Source organism: Nocardia noduli (assembly GCF_019038455.1).
GTDB classification, from domain to species: Bacteria; Actinomycetota; Actinomycetes; order Mycobacteriales; family Mycobacteriaceae; genus Nocardia; species Nocardia noduli.
On sequence record NZ_JAFMPL010000002.1, the window covers coordinates 27,403 to 50,103 of the forward strand.

20 protein-coding genes are annotated in these 22,701 nt (G+C 67.9%); 8 read left to right on the forward strand and 12 right to left on the reverse strand.

What is annotated here, in order from left to right:
* Nucleotides 1-78: 78 nt before the first annotated feature.
* The gene (locus JZ792_RS02125; protein ID WP_308165111.1) at nt 79-2,532 is read right to left on the reverse strand and encodes an ATP-dependent Clp protease ATP-binding subunit; all 2,454 of its coding nucleotides are present in this window, start codon (nt 2,530-2,532) and stop codon (nt 79-81) included.
* Between the two features lie 324 nt (nt 2,533-2,856).
* On the opposite strand from JZ792_RS02125, the gene JZ792_RS02130 reads away from it, so the two are divergent.
* Both JZ792_RS02130 and JZ792_RS02135 read left to right on the forward strand, forming a co-directional pair.
* Nucleotides 2,857-3,582, forward strand: a complete 726-nt coding sequence (locus tag JZ792_RS02130) for a uracil-DNA glycosylase (RefSeq protein ID WP_216906258.1) — start codon at nt 2,857-2,859, stop codon at nt 3,580-3,582.
* 194 nt (nt 3,583-3,776) lie between these two features.
* Nucleotides 3,777-4,331, forward strand: a complete 555-nt coding sequence (locus JZ792_RS02135; RefSeq protein WP_216906260.1) for an Lrp/AsnC family transcriptional regulator — start codon at nt 3,777-3,779, stop codon at nt 4,329-4,331.
* 128 nt (nt 4,332-4,459) lie between these two features.
* Here JZ792_RS02135 and JZ792_RS02140 read toward each other — a convergent pair whose 3' ends face one another.
* A complete protein-coding gene (locus JZ792_RS02140; RefSeq protein ID WP_216906262.1) occupies nt 4,460-6,241 on the reverse strand; it encodes a glycerol-3-phosphate dehydrogenase/oxidase in 1,782 nt (593 codons plus the stop codon).
* Nucleotides 6,242-6,375: 134 nt separating this feature from the next.
* Here JZ792_RS02140 and JZ792_RS02145 point away from each other — a divergent pair, with 134 nt between their 5' ends.
* The gene (locus JZ792_RS02145) at nt 6,376-7,194 is read left to right on the forward strand and encodes an IclR family transcriptional regulator (protein WP_254189173.1); all 819 of its coding nucleotides are present in this window, start codon (nt 6,376-6,378) and stop codon (nt 7,192-7,194) included.
* Nucleotides 7,195-7,226: 32 nt separating this feature from the next.
* A complete protein-coding gene (glpK, locus tag JZ792_RS02150; protein ID WP_254189174.1) occupies nt 7,227-8,720 on the forward strand; it encodes a glycerol kinase GlpK in 1,494 nt (497 codons plus the stop codon).
* Between the two features lie 11 nt (nt 8,721-8,731).
* Here the strand turns inward: glpK and JZ792_RS02155 are convergent, their stop codons facing one another.
* Nucleotides 8,732-9,133 (reverse strand): DoxX family protein, encoded by a 402-nt coding sequence (locus JZ792_RS02155; RefSeq protein ID WP_308165121.1) that lies wholly within the window; start codon nt 9,131-9,133, stop codon nt 8,732-8,734.
* Nucleotides 9,134-9,293: 160 nt separating this feature from the next.
* On the opposite strand from JZ792_RS02155, the gene JZ792_RS02160 reads away from it, so the two are divergent.
* From JZ792_RS02160 to JZ792_RS02170, 3 genes are all read left to right on the forward strand, one after another.
* Entirely contained in the window at nt 9,294-9,935 is a 642-nt protein-coding gene (locus JZ792_RS02160; protein WP_216906268.1) for a GntR family transcriptional regulator, read from the forward strand.
* Nucleotides 9,935-11,170, forward strand: a complete 1,236-nt coding sequence (locus JZ792_RS02165; RefSeq protein ID WP_216906270.1) for an MFS transporter — start codon at nt 9,935-9,937, stop codon at nt 11,168-11,170. The genes JZ792_RS02160 and JZ792_RS02165 overlap by 1 nt, the downstream gene beginning before the upstream one ends.
* Before the next feature lie 114 nt (nt 11,171-11,284).
* Nucleotides 11,285-11,665 carry a DUF1304 domain-containing protein gene (locus JZ792_RS02170; protein ID WP_216906272.1) on the forward strand — a complete coding sequence of 127 codons (381 nt, stop codon included), beginning with the start codon at nt 11,285-11,287 and terminating at the stop codon, nt 11,663-11,665.
* A 46-nt stretch (nt 11,666-11,711) separates the two neighbouring features.
* Here the strand turns inward: JZ792_RS02170 and JZ792_RS02175 are convergent, their stop codons facing one another.
* From JZ792_RS02175 to JZ792_RS02200, 6 genes are all read right to left on the reverse strand, one after another.
* Nucleotides 11,712-12,962, reverse strand: a complete 1,251-nt coding sequence (locus tag JZ792_RS02175) for a cytochrome P450 family protein (protein ID WP_216906274.1) — start codon at nt 12,960-12,962, stop codon at nt 11,712-11,714.
* Nucleotides 12,959-13,564 carry a GTP-binding protein gene (locus tag JZ792_RS02180; RefSeq protein ID WP_216906275.1) on the reverse strand — a complete coding sequence of 202 codons (606 nt, stop codon included), beginning with the start codon at nt 13,562-13,564 and terminating at the stop codon, nt 12,959-12,961. Before JZ792_RS02180 ends, JZ792_RS02175 begins: the two co-directional genes overlap by 4 nt.
* The gene (locus tag JZ792_RS02185; RefSeq protein ID WP_109524172.1) at nt 13,539-13,889 is read right to left on the reverse strand and encodes a DUF742 domain-containing protein; all 351 of its coding nucleotides are present in this window, start codon (nt 13,887-13,889) and stop codon (nt 13,539-13,541) included. Before JZ792_RS02185 ends, JZ792_RS02180 begins: the two co-directional genes overlap by 26 nt.
* On the reverse strand, nt 13,886-14,317 hold the full coding sequence (locus JZ792_RS02190) for a roadblock/LC7 domain-containing protein (RefSeq protein WP_109524171.1): 432 nt from the start codon (nt 14,315-14,317) through the stop codon (nt 13,886-13,888). Before JZ792_RS02190 ends, JZ792_RS02185 begins: the two co-directional genes overlap by 4 nt.
* Nucleotides 14,317-15,750 (reverse strand): ATP-binding protein, encoded by a 1,434-nt coding sequence (locus tag JZ792_RS02195; protein WP_216906278.1) that lies wholly within the window; start codon nt 15,748-15,750, stop codon nt 14,317-14,319. Before JZ792_RS02195 ends, JZ792_RS02190 begins: the two co-directional genes overlap by 1 nt.
* Before the next feature lie 532 nt (nt 15,751-16,282).
* Nucleotides 16,283-16,834 (reverse strand): YceI family protein, encoded by a 552-nt coding sequence (locus JZ792_RS02200; protein WP_216906280.1) that lies wholly within the window; start codon nt 16,832-16,834, stop codon nt 16,283-16,285.
* A gap of 165 nt (nt 16,835-16,999) precedes the next feature.
* On the opposite strand from JZ792_RS02200, the gene JZ792_RS02205 reads away from it, so the two are divergent.
* The gene (locus JZ792_RS02205) at nt 17,000-17,431 is read left to right on the forward strand and encodes a type II toxin-antitoxin system Rv0910 family toxin (protein ID WP_216906282.1); all 432 of its coding nucleotides are present in this window, start codon (nt 17,000-17,002) and stop codon (nt 17,429-17,431) included.
* A gap of 116 nt (nt 17,432-17,547) precedes the next feature.
* Here the strand turns inward: JZ792_RS02205 and JZ792_RS02210 are convergent, their stop codons facing one another.
* The 3 genes from JZ792_RS02210 to JZ792_RS02220 form a co-directional block, all read right to left on the reverse strand.
* Nucleotides 17,548-19,086, reverse strand: coding sequence for a DHA2 family efflux MFS transporter permease subunit (locus JZ792_RS02210; protein WP_216906284.1), 1,539 nt, complete (start codon nt 19,084-19,086; stop codon nt 17,548-17,550).
* Nucleotides 19,087-19,149: 63 nt separating this feature from the next.
* On the reverse strand, nt 19,150-21,084 hold the full coding sequence (locus JZ792_RS02215; protein ID WP_216906287.1) for an MFS transporter: 1,935 nt from the start codon (nt 21,082-21,084) through the stop codon (nt 19,150-19,152).
* A 184-nt stretch (nt 21,085-21,268) separates the two neighbouring features.
* On the reverse strand, nt 21,269-22,678 hold the full coding sequence (locus tag JZ792_RS02220; protein WP_216906289.1) for an amidase: 1,410 nt from the start codon (nt 22,676-22,678) through the stop codon (nt 21,269-21,271).
* Between the last annotated feature and the right edge of the window lie 23 nt (nt 22,679-22,701).

Below are 22,701 nucleotides of genomic sequence, written 5' to 3' on the forward strand. Positions count from 1 at the left end.
CCCGCCGGTTGCTCCACGATGGCATCGCGATGCTAGCGCACGACCCATCCACGTCATCCGACCGACACACCGGGCGGTCTAGACCGACTTCTCGACCGGGTGCTCGCCGCCACCGTGCACGGCGGCGAGCTCCAGGCCGGTGTCGTCGGCGTCGACGTGGACGGTGTCACCGGAGGACAGCGCGCCGTCGAGCAACAGCCTCGACAATTTGTTGTCCAACTCCTTCTGCACGGTACGCCGAAGCGGGCGCGCGCCGAATTCCGGCTGGTAGCCGTGCTCGGCCAGCCAATCCACGGCGGGTTCGGTGACGTCGAGTTCGATGTCCTGGGCGTGCAGCAGCCGTCGGGTGCCGTCGAGCACCAGATCGACGATGTGGTGGATCTGCTCCTGATCGAGGCGATGGAAGATGATGGTGTCGTCGATCCGGTTCAGGAATTCGGGGCGGAACCGCGTGCGCAGACGCTGGGTCAACTGCTCTTCGATCGCGCCGGGATCGGACGCGGACAGAATGAGGTCGGAACCGATATTGCTGGTCAGGATGACGATCGTATTCTTGAAATCGACTGTGCGACCTCGGGAATCGGTGACCCGTCCGTCGTCGAGCAGTTGCAGCAGCACATTGAACACATCCGGGTGCGCCTTCTCGATCTCGTCGAACAGGATCACCGAATACGGCCTGCGTCGCACCGCGTCGGTGAGCTGGGCGGCATCGTCGTAGCCGATATATCCGGGAGGCGCGCCCACCAGACGCGACACGGTGTGCTTCTCCTGGAATTCGCTCATGTCGAATCGGATCAGCCGGTCCTCGTCGCCGAAGACGGCCTCGGCCAGCGCCTTCGCCAACTCGGTCTTGCCGACACCGGTGGGGCCGAGGAACAGGAACGAGCCGATCGGGCGGTTCGGATCCTTCATCCCGGCCCGCGCGCGCCGCACCGCCTCGGCGACCGCGACGATCGCCTCGTCCTGCCCGACCACGCGTTTGTGCAGCGCGTCCTCGAGTCCGAGCAGGCGCTGACGTTCCTCGACGGTCAGATCCGCGACCGGTATGCCGGTGTGGCGTGACACCACCTCGGCGATATCGGTGACCGTCACCTGCGGCACCTCCGCCGCGTCGACGTCGGTGCGTGTCCTTTCCGCGTCGGCGATCTCGGTCTTCAGCGCGTTGGCCTTCTCGTAGTCCTCGGCCGCCACCGCGGCGTCCTTCTCCCGGTGTAGCCGCGCCAGTTCCTCCTCCGCCGAGCGCAGGTCCCGATCGGGGGTCCTGATCCGCAACCGGACCCGCGCGCCGGCCTGATCCATCAGATCGATCGCCTTGTCCGGCATGAAGCGGTCGGCGATATAGCGATCCGACAGTTCGGCGGCGGCGACCAGCGCCTCGTCGGTGAAACGCACCTGGTGATGTTCCTCGTAGACGTCGACGAGTCCGCGCAGGATCTCCACCGTGTCCAGTACCGAGGGCTCCTTCACCAGCACGGGCTGGAAGCGACGTTCCAGCGCGGCGTCCTTCTCGATGTGCTTGCGGTACTCGTCGATGGTCGTCGCGCCGACCACGTGCAGTTCGCCGCGGGCCAAGGCCGGTTTGAGCATATTCCCCGCGTCCATCGACCCCTCGGAGCCGCTGCCCGCGCCGACGATGGTGTGCAGTTCGTCGATGAAGACGATGAGTTCGTCGGAATGCGCGCGCACCTCGTCGAGGACCTTGGTGAGCCGTTCCTCGAATTCGCCCCGGTATTTGCTGCCCGCCACCAGCGAACCGACGTCGAGGGCGACCACCCGGCGATCGGCCAGGGTGCCCGGCACGTCGCCGTTGACGATGCGCTGGGCCAACCCTTCCACGATCGCGGTCTTCCCGACGCCGGGATCACCGATCAGCACCGGATTGTTCTTGCGCCGCCGCGACAGGATCTCCACCGTCTGCTCGATCTCCTCGGCCCGGCCGACCACCGGGTCGACCTTTCCGGCCCGCGCGTCGGCGGTGAGGTCGCGCCCGTATTCGTCCAGGGTCGGCGTCTGGCTCTGCACGCGGCCCGCCGCGGCCTGCTTCCTGCCGCCCGACAGCAGCACCTGCGCCGCCGGGCTGTCCGGCGAGGAGGCGACGCCGAGCAGGATGTGCTCGGGGCCGATATAGCTGCTGCCCGCCTCGGCGGCGCTGCGCTGGGCGGCGCGCAGGGCGAGTTTGGCGGCCGGGCTCAGCGTGAGCGTTCCGTCCGCGGGTTCGGCCGCCTGACCGGTGTCGGAGATCGTGCGCATCTGCTCGGCGATCTTGTCCGGGTCCTGCCCGAGTTCGGCGAGAATGCTGCGTCCCGGCTCGGCCTCGGTCGCCGCGTAGAGCAGGTGTTCCGGGGTGACCTCCGGATTGCCCCAATCCAGTGCCGTCTCACGCGCGGTGTTCACCAGCAGTTTGGCGTTGTCGGTCATCAGACGACCGAGATCGATCCGCTGCACCGGTGGCTCGGCCGTCGAACCCGGTCCGAAGAAGCGCTGGAAGATATCGTCGAAGGAATTCATCGAACGGGGCCACGGGTCGGTCATGTCCACCTCGCTGCGTCGGCGGCACCGGATCGGCGCCCGGATCACGGAGGGGGCCGAATGTTCGGAGACTTCGGCACCCACGGACTACTCGGTTGCACTGGTTCGCGACATGGCCCCGCCCCTGCGGTACGGCCACCACCGCAAACTACCGCCGTCCGACATTCGGTCGCAACCGGTCGGTTCTATCGCCAGCCCAGCAGCTCCCGACCGTGACAGCTTCGATACGCCCGCGTCGAGTCGTGACCCGCGCGGACGCCTACGCTGCAGAGATGATGCCGGGCACCGGGGTGACGATCCGACCGTCGGCGTGGAGCTGAACAGCCGATGTACCCGACCATCGCCGCCCTCGACGCCGCCGTCGCCGACTGTCGCGCGTGCCCGCGCCTGGTGGCATGGCGCGAACAGGTCGCGCGCGACAAACGCGCCGCGTTCCGCGACGAGACCTACTGGGGACGGCCCGTGCCCGGCTACGGACCCGACGACGCGCGCTTGCTCGTGGTCGGCCTCGCGCCCGCCGCGCACGGCGGCAACCGCACCGGACGCATGTTCACCGGCGACCGCAGCGGCGACGTGCTCTTCGCCGCCATGCACGCCGTCGGCCTGACCAACCAGCCGACCGCCGTGCACCGCGACGACGGTCTCCGCCTGCTCGGTGCCCGCGTCACCGCGCCGGTACACTGCGCGCCGCCCGACAACAAGCCGACCCCGGACGAACGTGACCGGTGCCGCCACTGGCTGCGCACCGAACTGGAGTTGCTGGCGCCGACGGTCCGCTCGATCGTCGTCCTCGGCGGATGGGGGTGGCGGGCGCTGATGCCGGTGCTCGCGGACGCGGGGTGGATCGTGCCGCGTCCCCGGCCCGCGTTCGGGCACGGTGCGCGGGTCCTGCTCGCACCGGCCGATGCCGATCGCGCGCCGCTACACCTGTTCGGCTCCTATCACGTGAGCCAGCAGAACACCTTCACCGGACGATTGACCCCGGCGATGCTGGAGGAGGTCTTCACCGCCGCCGCGGATGCCGCGGGGATAGCGACGGGCGAGCGCACCTGATCCGGGGGCCGGGCCGCGGTATCCCGGTTCGCCGCGCCGCACCGCGTACACGCACCGCCACGACATGGCAAAGGCGAACGGGCGCAACGACGCAACTTCGTCCGCGGCACGGCACGGCACCTTACGGCGGCACCGGATCCGACGACGAGATCACCCGTATGCCGGAGGATCGCTCGCGCGGTATTCGGTACGGTATGCGGGTGCTCACAACCGGCGCGGTGCCCGCGTCCGAGGGCCACCGAAGCCCCCGTCGTCCTTCGGTGATCGAACGCCCCGCTACTCCGGCCCGACGCGGCGCCGTACCCATCGACGATATCGACCGGGTTCTGCTCGACCAGCTCGCACGCGACGGCCGGATGACCAACAACGCCCTCGCCGCCGCCGCGGGTATCGCGCCGTCGACCTGCCTGGGCCGGGTGCGCGCGCTGGTCGAGCGCGGCGTCATCCGCGGCATCCACGCCGATATCGATCCGGCCGCGATGGGCCGTGGCCTGCAAGCCATGATCGCCGTTCGGCTGCACGGGAATTCACGCGGGCACCTCGCCGAATTCGGCCGCGAACTCGCCGCGCTCCCGGAAGTGCTCGACGTGTACCTCATCGCGGGCGCCGACGATTTCCTCATCCAGGTCGCGACTTCCGACACCGACGAACTGCGCAATTTCGTGCTGGCCGAGCTGAACAAGCGGGCCGCGGTGGCGTCGACGGAGACGATCCTGATCTTCGAGCACATACGTCCGAACGCGTTCTGACGATCGAACCGTCCATGATCCGGCAGTCGATTTCCGCGCATCAGGTCGGGCCGGACGGCCTCACGGCATCGACTACCGGGAATGAGCGGGTCGACGCCGCAGGTCGCACCCGAGCCGAACAGGGTCCGCTACACCGGAACCCGGTCGTCGGCGAGGGATTCGAACGGGCCGCGGGAATCGGGGGCGGCGGCGCGGATCGCGTCGGCGGATTCGTCGTCGGGGCGGGTGTTGGCGCGCAGTTCGGCCTCGACACGGGCCAGGTAGGTGGCGATCTCGCGGTCGATCCGCGCGTCGTCCCAGCCCAGGTGTGGGGCGACGAGGCGGGCGACCTCGGCGGCCGAGTCGGCGCCGCGTGTTCCCGTCTCGATCGACAGGCGGGTGCGGCGGGTGAGGATGTCATCGAGATGGAGTGCGCCCTCGTGGGTGACCGCGTAGACGATCTCGGCCGCCAGGTAGCGCGAATTGCCCAGTGGTGCAGTCAGTTCCGGATTCGCGCCGACGATATCGCGGATTTCGGTGACGGCGCTGCCGTAGCGGCCGAGCAGATGTTCGGCGGTGGTGATGTCGACGCCGAGTTCGGCGGCCAGTCGGGGAATCGACAGTGTCAGTTCGTGATAGCCGTGCGCGCCGACCAGCGGCACCCGGGCGGTGCGCGAAGGTCCCACGCGGTCGGGCAGATCCGCGACGGCCAGGTCGACGGCGTCGGCGGCCATCACCCGGTAGGTGGTGTATTTGCCGCCCGCCACGACGACCAGCCCCGGGGCCGGTGACACGACGGCGTGTTCGCGTGACAGCGCGCTGGTCTGCGCGGCGGTGCCCGCGAGCAGCGGACGCAGTCCGGCGTAGACGCCGACGATGTCGTCGCGGCTGATCGGGGTCTCGAGCAGCTGATTCACCTGCGCCAGAATGTAATCGATATCCGCGCTGGTGGCCGCCGGATGTGCCGGGCCGTGTTCCCAGTCGGTGTCGGTGGTGCCGATGACCCAGTGCTGATCGCTCCACGGGCACGGGATGACGAACAGCAGGCTCTTCTCGGTTTCGGTGATCAGGCCGGTCTCGGAATCGATGCGGTCACGCGGGACCACGATATGCACCCCCTTGGAGGTGCGGACCCGGAAGTCGCCGGGTGTGCCTAGCACGTCCTGGAGTTCGTCGGTCCACGGGCCCGCCGCGTTGATGGTGCGGGCGGCGCGCACCCGCAGGTATCGCCCGGATTCGAGATCGTGGACGAGCGCGCCGACGACGCGGCCGTCCTCCCGGAGGAAATCGACCACCCGCGCGCTCGAGGCGACCAGCGCGCCGTGCGAGGCGGCGGTGCGCGACAACATCATGGTGTGGCGGGCGTCGTCGAGTTGGCCCTCGTAGAAACTCACTCCGCCGTGCACCGCGCCGCGTTTGGCTCCGGGGAAGCGGGCCAGTGTCGCGCGTTTGCCGAGGTGGCGGTGGTGGCCCGGCACGCCGCGTCCCGCGCCGAGGAGGTCGTAGACGCCGACGCCGGTGCCGACCCAGGCACGATCAAGGCCCCGCCGTTCCAGCGGGTAGACGAATTCCACCGGTTTCGCCAGGTGCGGAGCGAGGGTGCCGAGGATCAGTGATCGTTCCCGCAGGGCTTCGAATACCAGCCGGAAGTCCAGTTGTTTCAGGTAGCGCAGTCCGCCGTGGATCAGTTTCGACGACCGACTCGAGGTGCCGGAGGCGTAATCCCTGGCTTCGACGAGTCCGACGGTGAGTCCACGGGTGACGGCGTCGAGCGCCGTGCCCGCGCCGACGACACCGGCGCCTATCACCAGGACGTCGAGTTCGGTGCTCGCCATGGTGTCGAGGGCGTGCTGTCGCTGCTCCGGACCGAGGGCGACGGGGGTGAACGGCGACCGGTCGGCCGCGGCGACATTCTTTCCGGCTCGAATCATGGTGCGCGCATTCGTCTTTCTGGTCGTTTCGGCAGGAGTTTCCGCTCGACGGCGGAGTGTGAGCGTTCCCGCCGAGCGAGCCGTACCCGAAAGTAGGCACTCCGCCCCCCACGGGCAAGCGATACCGTTCGACAATGTCGAACGGTATCGACATTCCGCCCGCTACAGTGGACACCGTGCCCGGGCCGATCCAATCCATCGAACGGGCCGCCGCGATCATGAACGTGGTGGCCGAGGCCCCGTTCGGCATCGGCGTCGGCGAATTGGCGGCCGCGCTGGATCTCCCGAAGACCACCGCGCACGGTCTGCTCCGCACCCTGGTGCGGGTCGGGTATATCGAGCAGGAGCCGGGGTCGGGGAAGTATCGGGTCGGCGCTGTCGCCCTCGGGCTCGCTTCCCGGCCCTTGGATACCAATGTGCTGCGGTCCTACTCGATGAACCGGGCCGACGCGCTCGCCGCGCGTTCGGCGGAATCGGTCCGTATCGGGGCGCTGCACGAAACGAATGTACGGATCGCGCACCACGTCTTCCGCCCGGACGACACCGCGCAGACCCTGCGCATCGGCGCCGAACTGCCGCTGCACGCCACCGCCCTGGGCAAGGTGCTGCTGGCGTACACCCCCGGCCTCACCGAACGCGGCGCGGGTGCGACGCTGCCCGCGTTCACCCTTCGCACCCTCGTCGCGCCACGCGCGCTGTCCGCCGAGGTGGCGGGAGTGCGAGGGCGTGGCCACGCCACCGATATCGGCGAGTTCTCCTCCGAGCGGGCCTCGGTGGCCGCGCCGATCCGGGACGCGGGCGGGCGGGTGGTCGGGGCGATCGGACTGGTCGGGACGATCGACCGGATCACCGAACGCGGGACCGTGCCGCGACCGGGTCTGATCGAACTGGTCGCCGCCGCCGCCGCGGGGATTTCGCGTGATCTGACCGCCGCCCGGCCCGGGGCCCGATGATGTCGGCCGCCGCGAGCACGGGACGCTTCGTCATGGCGATCGACCAGGGCACCACCTCCAGTCGCGCGATCCTCTACGACGCCACCGGACAACAGGTTTCGATCGTCCAGCGCGAACACCGGCAGCTGTATCCGGCCGCGGGGCGGGTCGAACACGACGCCACCGAGATCCGCAAGCATGTCGAGGCGTCGATCGGGCGGGTGATCAGCGCGGCCGGGATCACCCCGGCGCAGGTGGTCGCGATCGGGATCGCCAACCAGCGGGAGACGACGGTGCTGTGGGACCGCCGCACCGGCGTCCCGGTGGGTAACGCCATCGTGTGGCAGGACACCCGTACCGAGGACCTGGTCACCCGGCTGGCGGGTTCGGCCGGGGCCGCCGAGGTAACCCGGCGGTCGGGGCTGCCGCTGCTCGGCTATTTCGCCGCCCCCAGGATTCGCTGGATGCTCGACCGGGACGAACGTCTACGGGAACGAGCCGAACGCGGCCACATCCTGTTCGGCACCATGGACAGCTGGCTGATCTGGAATCTGACCGGTGGCCCGGACGGCGGCGTGCACGTCACCGACGTCACCAATGCCGGGCGCACCATGCTGATGAATCTGCGCACCCTGGACTGGGACGACCCTCTGCTCACCTTCTTCGGCGTGCCACGGGCGATGCTTCCCGAAATCCGTTCCAACGCCGAGATATACGGGCATACCGCGATAGCGCCGAAGGGTATCGCGATCGCGGCCGCCCTCGGCGATCAGCAGGCCGCCCTGTTCGGGCAGACCTGTTTCGAGGCGGGCGAGGCGAAATGCACCTACGGCACCGGCAGTTTCCTGCTGGCCAATACCGGAACCGAACCGGTGTATTCGACCCACGGTCTGCTGACGACCGTCGGCTTCCGGATCGGCGACGAACCGGCGAGGTACGCGCTGGAGGGCTCCATGGTCGCCACCGGAACCCTGGTGCAGTGGCTGCGTGACCGTCTCGGCCTGATCGACGCCGCCCCGGAAATCGAGACCCTCGCCGCCACCGTCGCCGACAACGGCGGCTGCTACGTGGTTCCCGCGTTCTCGGGTCTGTTCGCGCCACGCTGGCGGGCGGAGGCACGCGGCGTCATCGCGGGACTCACCTCCTACATCACCAGGGGGCATCTGGCGCGGGCCGTCCTGGAGGCGACCGCCTGGCAGACCAGGGAGGTGGTCGACGCGATGAACGCCGATTCCGGTCACGCGCTCGCCGAACTCCGCGTCGACGGCGGCATGACCTCCAATCACCTGCTCATGCAACAGATCTCGGACGCACTCGGCATTCCGGTGGAACGTCCGCTCTTCTCCGAGACGGTGTCGCGCGGTGCCGCCTACGCCGCCGGACTCGCGGTGGGGCTGTGGCCCGATATGACGGGCCTGCGTCGCAATCGCCACACCGCGGCACGCTGGCAGCCCTCGGCGGCGGCCGATCGGCGCGAGCACGAATACCGGCAGTGGTCGCGGGCGGCCGAACTCACCTACAACTGGCACGAGCCCGTCCCTCGGTGACCCGGGCGCCGCTATCGCCCGAATCGGTCACGTAACCAGGACCAGCCGCCGGTCGACCACAGTGCGATGGCGATCAGGACGGGCTGGAAGAACAACCGGGTGAACCGTTTGCCGTCGGTGTCGAGACCGAAGGCGTCCACGTGCTCGCGCCACTGGCCGATATTGCCGGGAAAGACCGCGACGAAGAACACGGCGACGACGACACCGACGATCGGCCGCCACCGGCGGACGGCGAAGAGCAGGGCCAGGCCGAGCAGGATCTCGACGACGCCCGAAGCGAGCACCACCAGATCCTCGTCGACCGGAACCCACGCGGGCACCTGAGCGCGAAATTCCTGACGGGAGAAGCTGAGATGGCTGATTCCGGCGAAGGTGAGACTCGCGCCCAGCCACAGGCGGGCGATCACGCGAATCACCCCGACCGAGCGGGAAGACGATGTTCGATCCGATGTCACCGGGGTGCTCATGTCGATGATCGTTCCAGAAACATTGTGCACGATCAAGTTGTCAGCGATGTATTTGTGTCGCACCCCGGTCGGTTCGTCCGGCGAGCGGAAACCTAGAATGCAACTTGTGTCTAAGACGTACTCATCAGCCGATCACGCCTATCGCGAGGTCAAGGAGCGGATCCTGACGGGCGTTCTGCCGGGCGGTGAGCTGATCAGCGAGGGCGAGGTCGCGAGCGATCTCGGCATGTCGCGCACGCCGGTGCGGGAGGCCTTCCTGCGACTGGAGACCGAAGGCTGGATGCGGCTCTACCCGAAGCGCGGGGCGCTCGTCGTGCCGATCCCGGTGGCGGAAGCCGAACATGTCGCGCACGCGCGCTACGTCGTCGAGGTGGCGGCGGTGCGCGCGGTGGCCGTACACGACCGCACCACGCTGATCGCGGCCCTGCGCGCCTCACTGGACCGGCAGCGAGCCGACGCCGAGTCCGGCGACCGTGAACGATTCGCGCTGGAGGACACCGACTTCCACCGCACCTACGTGGTCGCCGCCGACAATCCGCTGCTGGCCGGGTTCTACGACTCACTGCGAGAACGGCAGCGCCGGATGAACAGCCTCGCGCTGCACCGGGGCGCCACCGATATGGCGGCGATCATCGACCAGCACGCGGGACTCGCGGACCTGATCGAGGCGGGCGACGCGGACGGTTTCGCCACCGCGCTCGTCGCGCACCTGTCCACGGTGCACCGACTATCCCTCTCGGGCCTGTGATGGCCACGCTCACCGACCTACGCTCCCCCGCCGTCGCGACGTCGACGCGGCACTGGCGGGCCGTCGCGGCCTCGATGTTCGCGATCGCCTGGGGTGGTAACGAATTCACGCCACTGCTGGTGATGTACAAGGCGAACGGGCTCGCGGTCACGACCGTCGACCTGCTCCTGTTCCTGTATGTGCTCGGCATCGTGCCCGCGCTGCTGATCGGCGGGCCGATGTCGGACCGGTACGGGCGCAAACCGCTCATGCGACCGGCTCCCGTCATCGCGGCCACGGGTTCACTGCTGTTGGCCTGCGGTGCGGATTCGGTGCCGATGCTCTCGGCCGGACGGATTCTGTGCGGTGTCGCGCTCGGCCTCGCCATGGCGGTGGGCAGCAGCTGGCTCGAGGAACTGTCGCAACCGCCGTTCGCCCCGGTGCGCGGCACCGGCACCGGAGCCCGACGGTCGGCGATGAGCCTGACCGGCGGCTTCGCGGTCGGCGCCGGTGTTTCCGGAGTACTGGCGCAATGGGCGCCGTGGCCGCATTCCCTGGCGTACCTGATCAATGTGGCGCTGTGCGCGGCCGCGGCGATCTGGGTTTCCCGTGCACCGGAAACGGTGGTCCCGCGCGCTGATCCCGGTCTTCTGCGCGACGACCTGCGGATTCCGGTGGGCGGCCACCCGCGTTTCGCCAGGGTGGTGTTGCCGGTGGCCGCATGGCTTTTCGCCTCGGCGGCCACCGCCTATGCCGTCATGCCGACCCTGATGGCGCCCCGGGTGCACGGTGCGTCCATCGCGTTCTCCGCCCTGATCACCGTGATCACACTGGGTTGCGGTGTCGCGATCCAGTCCGTCGCGCGCCGGATCGACCGGCCCGGCACCGCCCGCGCCGCGGTGGTGTCACTGTCACTCGTGGTGTGCGGCATGGTGTCGGCGGTGTTCGCCGCGCACATCCTGACCATGTGGGCGACGATCCTCACCGCGGTGGTACTGGGCGCGGGCTACGGCATCGGCATGGTCGCCGGTCTCCAGGAGATCGAACGGATCGCGCGCCCGGACGACCTCGCCGGGCTGACCGCGGTGTTCTATTCCGTGTCCTACCTCGGATTCGGGATCCCCGCTCTGCTGGCCTGGCTGCACCGGTGGGCGGGGCTCGGCTACCCGGTGATGTTCGCCGCGGGGGTGCTCGCGGCGGCGGCCTGCCTGGCGCTGGTCGCGCGCGATTACCGCGCCGACGAGGCTAGGCGGTAGTCGACAACGGCACGGCGCGCCACGGTCGAAAACGGCGCGGCGCGCCACGGCGGACCGGCACGGCGCTACCGTTCTCCCAGCACCGAATCCGCCGTGTTCACCAGAGGAGTTCCCTTGCTCGCGATCGTGCAGATCCTGGCGATTCTCGCCGCCGTCCTCCACGTCTACATCTTCACCCTGGAGACGCTGCGATTCGGCGTCCCCCAGGTGCATCGCGGAATCTTCGGGGTGGCGGACACCGACCTCGCCGCCGTCCGCCCGTGGGCCTTCAACCAGGGCTTCTACAATCTCTTCCTGGCCGTCGGGACATTCGTCGGCGCCCTGCTCGTCCGCTCGGTCGAGGCCGCGGGCTGGGCGCTGATCGTGATGGGGTGCGGATCGATGGTCGCGGCGGCCGTCGTCCTGCTCGCCACCGACCGCCGCATGGTCAAAGCCGCCGCGTCGCAGGGCACCATCCCGGCGCTCGCTCTGCTCGCCTCGCTCACCCAACTCTGACCGTCGACCGCGGCGCCCGATGTCCACGGACGCCGCGGACGATCTGTCAATTCCCGTACAGCGGAGCCGATTTCGGAAAGTCGACCGGAAGCGAGACCAGGGCGCGGTGGAACGGTCCCGGCCGCCACATCAACTCCTCGGCCGCCACCGCGAGACTCAGTTCGGGCAGCGCGTCGAGCAACTGGTCGATGGCGTCCTGCACGACCAGGTACGCCAGCGAACGCGCGGGGCAGGCGTGCGGGCCGACACCCCACGCCAGGTGCGACCGATTGTCGGAGAACTCGCGCCGCGTCGTGATCGCCGGATCGTTGTTGCACGCGGTCATGCTGACGACGACGGGTTGGTGCGCGGGTAACCAGGCATCATCGATGAGGATCGGCTGACGCGGGTAGGTGACACAGTAATTCGCCATCGGCGGATCGCTGAACAGCACCTCGTCGATCGCGTCGCGGGTGGACAGACTGCCGCCGAGGATACCGCCGCTGAAACGTTCGTCGGTGAGCATCAGCAGCACCGTGTGCACGATCAGGTTCTGCTGCGTCTCGATGCCCGCGCCGTAGAGGGTGGCGAGCTGGTGGACCATCTCGACGTCGTCGAGCCCGGCCCGGTGGGCGATGAGCCGGGAGGTGATGTCGTCGGCGGGATCACGGCGTTTGCGCGCGGTCAGTTCGAGCAGCGCGTCGGCGAGCATCACATTGCCCTTCGCCGCGTTCACACCGTCGAAGATCGCCGCCATCCCGGTGGCCACCTGCTGCCCGATATCGGGCGGGCACCCGAGCATCTCGTTGAGCACCGCGAACGCGAGCGGAAAGGCGTACTGGCTGATCAGATCCGCGGCGCCGTCCCCGCAGAACCCGTTGATCAGCGGAAGGGCGATCTGCTCGACCACCGCGTGCAGCGCGTGCAGATCCATGGCCGCGATGGCCTCGACATTGGCCTGCCGGTAGCGGGTGTGCTCGGCGCCCGCACTGCGCAGGGCGTTCGGCCGCCACTCCAGCATCGGCAGTACCGGACACTCCCCCGGGATATCTCGCTGCCAGGTACGCGGGTCGGCGGGGAAATGCTCGGGATCGTTGAGGATGCGCACGGCGGTGTGATAGCCGATCACCAAGGTGGCGGGCACACCCGGAGCGAGCTCGACGGGGGCCAGTGAACCGTAACGTGCGCGCATCCGGTCATAGGCGCCGTGTGGATCCTGCGCGAATTCCGGGTCGAACAGAGAAACCCGCGGGCCGTCGGTATCGATCGGCGATCCGTGGGGCACCGGGCAACGCCCGGAGACAGAAGAAAGGGTCAACGACGAGTCTCCACGCGATGGAACAGGAATTCGACCAGGGTGATCAACGACTGTAGACAGGTGCCGCGATGTCGGGCATCGAGCGCGGTCAACGGGGTATCGGGGGTCAGGTCGAGTGCGTCCCTGATCTCGTCGAGCGGATAACTCTGCGCACCCTCGAATCGGTTGACGGCCACCGAATACGGCACCCCGCGCTCCTCGAGAACCGACAGCACCTCGTCGGCCTTCTCGATCCGGCGGGTGTCGACCAGGACGAGCGCGCCGAGCGCGCCGCGCGCCAATTCCTCCCACAGCGGCACGAATCGCTGCTGCCCCGGGGTGCCGAACAGGTACAGCGCCAGTTGCGGATTCAAGGTGATCCGCCCGAAATCCATGGCGACGGTGGTGTTCACCTTGCCGGGTAGCCCGACCATATCGTCGATACCGACACTGGCCTCGGTGATGGTCTCCTCGGTGCGCAGCGGTTTGATCTCCGAGACGCTGCTGACGAACGTCGTCTTTCCGACCCCGAAATTGCCCGCTACCAACAGTTTGACCGAACGTGTCACCGTCTCCGGTACGTAGTCGACAGCGCGCTCAGGCCGGGAGAGCACGGAGCCCATTGAGTACCTCCTCCAACAGGGCGATCTCCGGCAGATTCTCGGCCGGGGTCGGTGTGACCAGATGCTCGCTGTCCATCAGGTCGGCGACCAGGATCTTCACCACCGACGGTGGGAGATCCAGATAGGCCGCGATCTCGGCGACGGACAGCGCGCCGCGCCTGCTGCACAGGTTCATCACCCGAACGACGTCCGGCGCGGCGCCGGGCGTCGGATCGGATTTCGCGATGACCAGGGTGACCAGATCCAGTTCGCGGGTCGGGCGCAAGCGCCCGCCGGTGCGCACGTAGGCGCGCACCAGGTCGGGATCGCGGCGGGATCTGGTCATCGCCGGTCGCTATCCGCTCTCCGCTGCGACATGCTGCCTAGCTCGTGACCGACTCTGGCCGCCAACTCGTTCATGCGGTGGGCGATGAGACTGACGTCGATCTCCCCGGTGGTCGAAACCCCCAGCAGCGCACCCTCACCCGCCGCGGTGATGAAGATCATCCCGTCGTCGTATTCGGTCATCGCCTGCCGCAGATTGGTCTCCGGTCCGCCGCAGAACTCACCGAGGGCCTTACCCAGTGAGCGCAGCCCGGACGCCGCCGCCGAGAATCGCTCGGCGTTGTCGCGGGTGATACCCGCGGAGTGCGCGATCCGTAATCCGTCGTCGGAAAGCAGCACCGCGAATCGCACCCCGGGGACGTTCAGATCCTCGAGTAACCACCCCAGCTTGTTGCTGTTATCGGTCGCGGCCGTGTTCGGTGTGCTCATCAGGGTGTCGTCCCTTCCGGGTGTTCGGTCGCGATGCTGTTCGGAGCGGTCGCGGGGTTGTCGTCCGCGGCGGCGCGGCCGCTCTTGGAACCCGATTGCCATGCTGCGGCGATATCCGGTCGAGCGGGTCCCGACGCCGTCGCGTTATCGGATCGGGCAGTACGTGGCCGGGCCGACGACGCGGACGCGACCGTGCGACGGCGCCGCTTCGGCAGACCACCGCTGGTGATGTCGTGCACGGCGAATTCGCTCTCCTCACTGGCCGGTTCCGCTGCGGCGGGCACCAGGGCCGGTTCGAGTACCTGCGGTTCGGGTTCGGCGGGCGCGGGGGGTTCGTCGGACCTGGTCGGAGCGGCGAGCAGGGCCTCGGGCACGTACACCATGGCGCGCATACCGCCGTAGGCGTTCGGCCCATCGATGTAGACGGTGAATCCGTAGCGTCGCGCCAGGGCCGCGATACCAGGGAAACCGACCTTGGGAGCCGGGCCGAGCTGGTGGATGTCGACCGGACGCTCGTTCGCGAGGATCTGCCTGGCCTCCTCCATCTGCTCGGAGTTCATGCGCACACCGGCGTCGTCGATGATGACGGTGACGCCGTGATGGCCGGTCTGGAAGCTGACGTCGACGAAAGAGGTCGGCGGCGAATAGCGCAACGCGTTGTCGAGCAACGTCGCGAGCGTATGGACCAACGGCTCCACCGCACGGCTGATGACGACCCGGTCGAGTTGGTTCGGCCGGACGCGCAGGTAGTCGCGCACACGGCCGACCGCGCCGCCGACCACATCGGTCAGCGACTGCGCGGGCCAGCGCCGTCCCGGCAGGCCACCACAGACGATCACGTAGGACTGCGCCTGACGGATCATCTGCTGCACGGTGTGGTCGATCCTGGTGAGCGTCGCGTAGACCTCGTCGTCGCGGTGTTCGCGCAGCGCGGCACTCACGACCTGGCTCACGTCGGCGCCGAGACTCACCACCGAGGTGCCGAAGGAGCGCACCGCGCCACTGGTCGCCTCACGGGCCGAGGTGGCGACCTCCGATCGCACCGTGGACTCGGTGTGCTTGATGACCAGCCTGGCCTGTTCCTCGGCTTCGTGCGCGATCATCTCGCGGGTCTCGGTCTGCACCCGACGCAGATCCTCGTCGAATCGTTCGCCGATCCAGCGCAGTCCCTGCGCCAGTCGCGAATTCTCCAGTCCCACAGGAATTTCCACGGCGGGAGCGGAGGGCTCGAAACGCCGCACCGCCTCGGCCACCGCGGGTAGGGTCTTGACCGCGAACGCCTCGAGTGCGTCCTCGTACGCGCTCTGTCTCGCCGCGAGCTCGTCGATCCGGGCTCTCTGGCGTCTTCCGGTATTCACCGAAAACCCCGCCACCGCGAGCACGAGTGCAAGGGCGAGGATCCATGGCAGTACTACGGCGATATCCACATTCATCAGTTCTCTCGTCGTCGACAGGTTCAACCTCCCCCCGAGAACCAGTTGCCTATGGTCCGCGTCGAATCCCACAGCCTGCTGCCACCGAACTCCGTCTCACCTTCCGAACGTTTGCCCAATACATATTTGCCGAACACATATTGCCGATCACGATGCCCACCTCGATACACCACTGCGATCGGGTCACCTCACCGTTCACGATCGGAGGTTCCGAATCCCGTAGCGGCGACCGGGCGGCGCGGGTCATCGCCGGTCGAGTCCCGACCCACAGTGCCTGTGGGACAGGCGATCAGACAATCGATCGCCAACTGAACGGAGCGCTCCCGCACAGCCCGGAACCCGACGACCCGCCCACCCTAGCAGCAACCTCGCGAACGCACGACGTAACCATGAGACGCAAAGAAGTTGAGCCGGTGCGGATCACGCGTCCGAACGGAAACATGTCCGCCCGTACCCACCGCGAACACAAAGCAATCGGCCGGGGTTCACCGAATTCGGTGAACCCCGGCCGGGATACGCGTGTGCGGGTGGGTCAGCTCTGGAGGCCGACTTCCACCTCGAGGGAGAGGGTGATCTTGTCACCAACCACAACACCGCCGCCGTCCGGCAGTGGCATATCGATATCCACGCCGAAATCACGACGACTGACCGCGGTGGTGGCCTCGAAACCGGCGACGGGTCCGTTGCCCATGCCCGGATTCACGCCGAGGAATTCCACCTCGAGCGAGACCGGCTTGGTCACGCCGTGGAAGCTGAAGTCTCCGTCGACGACGAACGCGTCGCCCTTCACCCGGAAGCCGGTCGACCTGAAACTCGCCACCGGGAACTGCTCGGCGTGGAAGAAGTCGGCGGTGCGCAGGTGGGCGTCGCGCTGAGGATTGTCGGTGGTCACCGAGTCGATCCGGATCTCGGCCTCGGCCGAGGCCGAACCGTCCTCGCCGATGACGAGTTTGCCCGAGAAATCGGTGAATCGGCCGCGCACCTTGCTCACCATCAGGTGGCGGACGGAGAAACCGACGAGCGAATGGGCGGGGTCGATGACCCAGGTACCCGCGGACAGGGCGGTCGTGGTTCCGGCGGTCATGGAGCGCTCCTCTGCTGTGCTGTCGCTGCATTTTGGTTGATGTGGCAACTTCTACAACACGACCGCACGGCGAGACATTTCCACTGTGACGCACGACACAATCGATCGCAATGGGCCGTCGCGCGGCCGAATACCCAAACCCGCGGTACCGGATACCATGCGCGCATGGCAAAGCTGAAGGTCTCCGTCGACGTTCCGATTCCGCCGGAACAGGCGTGGGCGCACACCTCGAACCTGGCCGATCTGGACAAATGGCTGACCATGCACGAGGCGTGGCGCGGCGAGGTCCCCGCCGAATTGACCAAGGGCACGAAACTCGTCGGAGTGGCCACGGTGAAAGGTCTGCGGAACCGGGTGACATGGACCGTCGACGCGGCGGAACCGCCCCGCCGACTCGCGCTCAGCGGCGCGGGCAAGGGCGGCACCAAACTCGGCCTCGAACTCCGGGTCGCGCCGAAGGGGGCGGGCTCGGAGGTCACCGTCGACATCGCACTCGGCGGAGCGCCGCTGTTCGGACCGATCGGCGCGGGTGTGGCGCGGGCGGTGCGGGGCGATATCGAGCGGTCGCTACAACGCTTCGTCGCGCTGTACGGCTGAGCCGGAACGACCGCGAAACGCCGAAATCCGGGTCGGTGACGTCGATAGACGCTCATCGACCCGGATTTCGGTCGTTCATACCGGCTGATACGCCGACGCTCTCAGCGCATCGCCCGTCAGTGCATCATCGCCGCGGGCGTGTCCGCGGCGAGTTCCGGATTCTTCGGCCTGGTCCTCGGCAGGAAGAACGCCGGGATCAGGGTGAGCGCGAGCACGACCACGGCGACGACATAGGTCGAACCGAACGCGTCGGCGGCCTGATCGAAACCGGACTCGATGGTGCCCGGCGGCAGTTTCGCGGCCAGGGACGGGTCGGTATTCGACGCGATCGCGGCCCCCGCGTCCGGCTTGTCCTGGAGCAGGTTGGTCAGCACCACCGACATGATCGCGGTGCCGATCGAGCCGGAGGTCTGGTTGACGATATTCATCAACGTCGTACCCCGGGCGACCTGCGAATGCGTCAGCGTCTGGATGGCCGCGGTCATCGTCGGCATCATCGTGCAGCCCATGCCGAAGCCCATGATCAACAGCGCGACCATCATGATCGGGTACGCCGTGTCGGCCTCGAGCTGGGTGAAGAACGCCATGCCGATGGTCATCAGGGTGATGCCGGTCAGCACGATCTTGCCGGGGCCGATCTTGTCGACGAGCCGCCCCGCGATCGGCATGGTGATCATCGCTCCGATGCCCTGCGGCGCGATGAGCAGACCGGCCGCGAGCGCGGTTTCGCCCCTGACCTGTTGCAGGTAGCTGGGCAGTAGCAGGCCCGCGCCGAAGAAGGCGATCGCGAACAGCACCATGGTGAGCACCGCGAAGGTCATCGCCCGGTCGCGGAACAGATGCAGATCGATCAGCGGATGTTCGGTGCGCAACGCGTGCAGCACGAACAGCACCAGCAACGTCACACCGAGCAGCGCCGGAATCAGCACCCTGGCCGAGGCGATGGTGCCCTGTTCCGGGATCGAGGAGACGCCGAACAGGAACAGCGCCAGACCCGGTGAGGCCAGCAGCATGCCGAGGAAGTCGAAGGATTCCGACGGTTCCGGACGGTCGGAATCGAGGACGACGAAAGCGAGGATCAGCGCGACCACGCCGATCGGCAGGTTGATGAGGAAGATCCAGTGCCAGCTGAACGTGTCGATCAGCCAGCCGCCGAGAATCGGGCCGCTGATCGGGCCGAGCAGCATCGGCACGCCGAGTACGGCCATGACCCGACCGACCCGCTGCGGGCCCGCCGCATGGGTCATGATCGTCATGCCGAGCGGCATCAGCATGCCGCCGCCGATGCCCTGGAGCACTCGGAAGGCGATGAGCGACTCGATATTCCAGGCCGTGCTGCACAGCAGCGAGCCGAGTATGAAGAACGTCAGCGCCATGATGTAGAGGCGCTTGGTGCCGAACCTGTCGGCCGCCCATCCCGTCAGCGGGATGACCGTCGCGAGTGCCAGGGTGTAGCCCGTCATCGACCACGCGGCGATGGCGTAGCTGGTGTCGAACTCGGCCTGGAAGGTGGGGATCGCGACGGTCACGACCGTGATGTCGAGGATGGACATGATCGCGCCGAGCACGACCACGCCCGCAACCTTGTACACCCGCGCGTCCAGCTTGTCGCTGGCGGGATCGGGACCCGGCGATTTATCCGGAGATAGTGTCACCGCTTAAGAGTGGCACCTCTTCGGCAAAAGAACCAGTACCGCGACGAAGCAATCGCGATTCTCCTAGGGGGTGAGTGCCGCCAATTCGCTCTGGACCAGTTCGTCGTGTTCCTTCGCCGCGGCGGCCGCCTTCCTCGGGCTCCAGTGTCCCGCCATGACGAAGACGAACGGCAGGAAGGCCACCTGCGCCAGCAGGCAGATCCACCACCAGAGTTCCCACTGCGCGGGCGAATCCTCCTTGGCCTGAGCGACTTCCGGACCGTACTCGGCCAGGTAGGCGGCGTCGTCGGGTGCGATGCCGCCGACGGCGGCCAACTGCGACGCCGCCGTCGCCACCTTCGGGCCGACCGTCGCGGCGACCGTCAGCTGATCCCTCGGAATTTGCTGAGTCGCGGTCAGTCGCGCGATCGCCTGATCCACCGGGATGCCGAACTTCTGCGAGACCTGACCGACGGCCGCGAGCCCGGCGGTGGCGTCGGTGGGATTCTCGGCCAGCTTCGCCTGGGTCTCGGGCTGGATCGCCTGGAGGGTCTGCAATTCCTGCGGGTATTTCGCGTTCAGCGCCAGCGTGGTCTGTACCTGCTCCGGTGTGGCACCGCTCAACGCCGACAGCGCCCGCACCTGCGCGGCCTGATCGCCCGGATTCTTCTGCAACGCGGCGAGGGTTTCGGTGCCGACGGTCTGGATGGTGGCCAGCTCCGAGCCGTACTTCTCCTGGATCTCGCCCAGGCGCGGACCGTGGTTCACCAACGGACCCGCCGCGTTCACCACGATCAGCAGCCCGAACAGCACCAGGGTCACCACACCGCGCAGGATGCCGCCCCACACCGCGAGTCCGGCCACCGTGGCGGCCGGATTGCGCGCTTCGACGGTTTCGGTGAAACTCGCCATCCAGGTCGAATAGGCGATACCGGTGCCGATCGCGATGACGACGAAAACCCCGGCGAAGGTGTAATACCCCGTATCGGGCTTGTCGGTGAATCCGATGAAGACGAACAGGCCGACGATGCTGATGAGCGCGCCCACGATCATGAACGGCTTGCGCACCTTCAGATAGTCCGAGGCGATTCCCGCCAGGACGAGCGCGATGGCGTTCGGCCCCCAGTACCAGTTGCCGAGCGCGTTGGCCTGGGACGGACTGAATCCGAAATTGGTCGCCATGTACACCGGCAGGAACGACACGATCGTGTAGAAGTACGCCAGGAACAGGCTGATACCCAGCGCCGAGCCGACGATGTTCAGGCGCATCATCTGCTTCCACTGGTCACGTTCCAACGCGTTCACGTCCAGGCCACGGGCCCGCGCCTCGATCAGCGCCTTGTCGCGCAGCGACACCATGATCTGATCGCGCAGCGGCGGACTCAGCTCCCGCAGACCGATCACCGCGACGACCGCGATCACCATGCTGATCACACCGCAGACCCGGTAGTGGAATTGCCAGTCCGGATGCGCGTCCAGGGTGCGGGTGGAGATCGCCGTGGTGACCAGCGCGCCGATCACCGGTCCGAGCGTCCAGAACCCCATCGCCGAGGCCCGGCCCAGCTGCGGGGAGAAATCGCGGATCAACGCGGGCGTCGCCACCAGTACCGCGCCCTCGACGATGCTCACCAGGATGTAGACGGCCAGGTAGGCCTCCTTGGTGGTCACCGCGGGCACCGCGAACAGCGTCAGCAGCGAGCAGATCACCACGCCGTAGGCGACGATATTGGCTCGCCCCCATCGGTCGAGCAGCCCGGCGAGCACCGACGCGACCGCGCCGAACGCGGCGCCGATGATGAATATCCAGACGAAATAGGCGAACGACAGATCGAAGTAGTCGATCAGCTCGTTGCCGACGGCCCCGGTGACGAACAGCTGGTAGTACAGCGCGATCGAGGCGATCACCACGACGGCCAGATACCAGGAACGGGCGGGGGTGTCCGGATAGTGCGGGAGTTTTCGCTGCCAGAGCCCGGTCAGCAGGGTCGGCGAGGTGGTTGGTATCGACGAGGAACTCATGGTCGAGGCGCCTTTCTAGCCACGGCACCTCGCACGAGCTGGACCACCGCGGTTCAGGAACGAGCAGCCGGGTGGGATCAGGCTACCGAGACGACGTGACGCACATCACTGTTTGCGCAGGGTTGTCCGGTTCGGCGGCATCCGCCCGCGCGCGAGGCCCCCACCAGGGCATTCGTCCTCGAATTCAGCCGGGAATCCGGTACGGCGCACGCGCCTGCGGACGTTCCCGCTCCAGCTGCGCCGCCGCCGAGAGGATCGTGGTCTCACCGTTGGCCGGTCCGATCAGCTGAACCGACAGCGGCAGCCCGTCGGCGGCGACCCCGGTGGGCACCGAGGCGGCGGGATTGCCGGTGACGTTCCACAAACCGGTGTAGGCGACCATCGGAATCGCGGCGAGCTGGGCGCGGACGCTGCCGAGACCGTCGAGCACACCGACCGCGGGCGGGCGGATCGCGAGCGTGGGGGTCAGCAGCAGATCGCATTCGTCGAAGAGCCGGTCGACCTTGCGGGTGAGCGCCTCGCCCTTGCGTATCGCCCGTTCCACCACACCGCGCCGCGCCCAGGCCCCGAGTCGCAGGGTCTCCCTGGTACGTCGTTCGAGCAGCTCCGGGTACTCGACCGACTCGGCCTCGGCGCGCACACCGCCGAAGAACTGTGGGAAGAACGCGGGCGTCGGATCGGGATAGTCGGGGTCGACCTCGAAGACGGTGTGACCGAGCCCGGCCAGCAGCGCGGCCGTCTCCTCCACCGCACGCCGGTGCTCCGGATCGAGTTTCACCATCGGCACCGGCGAGCGCGTGCTGTATCCGATGCGCAGCACCCGGTCGGTTCGGCGCGCGGCCTCCTCGAACGACATGATCGGGTCGGGGGCGCTGAACCGGTCGGCGGGGGCGCCGCCGCGGATGACGTCGTAGACGATCGCGGAATCGAGCACACTCCTCGTCAACGGTCCCGCCACACCGAGCGCCCACCACAGGTGCTCGTGCGGGGCGACCGGCACCCGGCCGCGCTGCGGTTTCAGCCCGAACAGGCCGCAGCAGGCGGCCGGAATCCGGATCGAACCGCCGCCGTCGCCGCCGAGGGCGACCGGGACCAGCCCCGCGGCCACCGCGGCCGCCGACCCACCACTCGAACCGCCCGTCGAACGGGTCGGATCCCACGGATTGCGGGTGATCCCGTAGGTGCTGGACTCGGTGAAGGGCCACTGGCCGAATTCCGGCATCGCGGTCTTGCCGATGATGACGGCCCCGGCCGCGCGCAGTCGCCGTACCATCTCGGCATCGGCAGCGGCCGGTGTGCGATTGGCCCGGGTGCCGAATGTCGTGACCACCCCGGCCACATCGATCTCGTCCTTCACGGCAACCGGAATACCGTGCAGCGGACCGAGTTCCGTACCGTCGACGCGCTGCCGGTCGCGGGCCGCCGCTTCGGCCCGCGCCTGTTCGCGCAGTACCCGGATGAAGGCGCCGAGTTCGCTCGCCCTGTCGATCCGCTCGAGTGTCGCCTCGACGAGTTCGGTCACCGAGACGGCGCCGCTGTCCAGCAATTCGCGCTGCTCGCCGATGCCCGAACCCGCAACCTCGTGAATATCCATCCGTCCTGCTTCTCACATTCGTG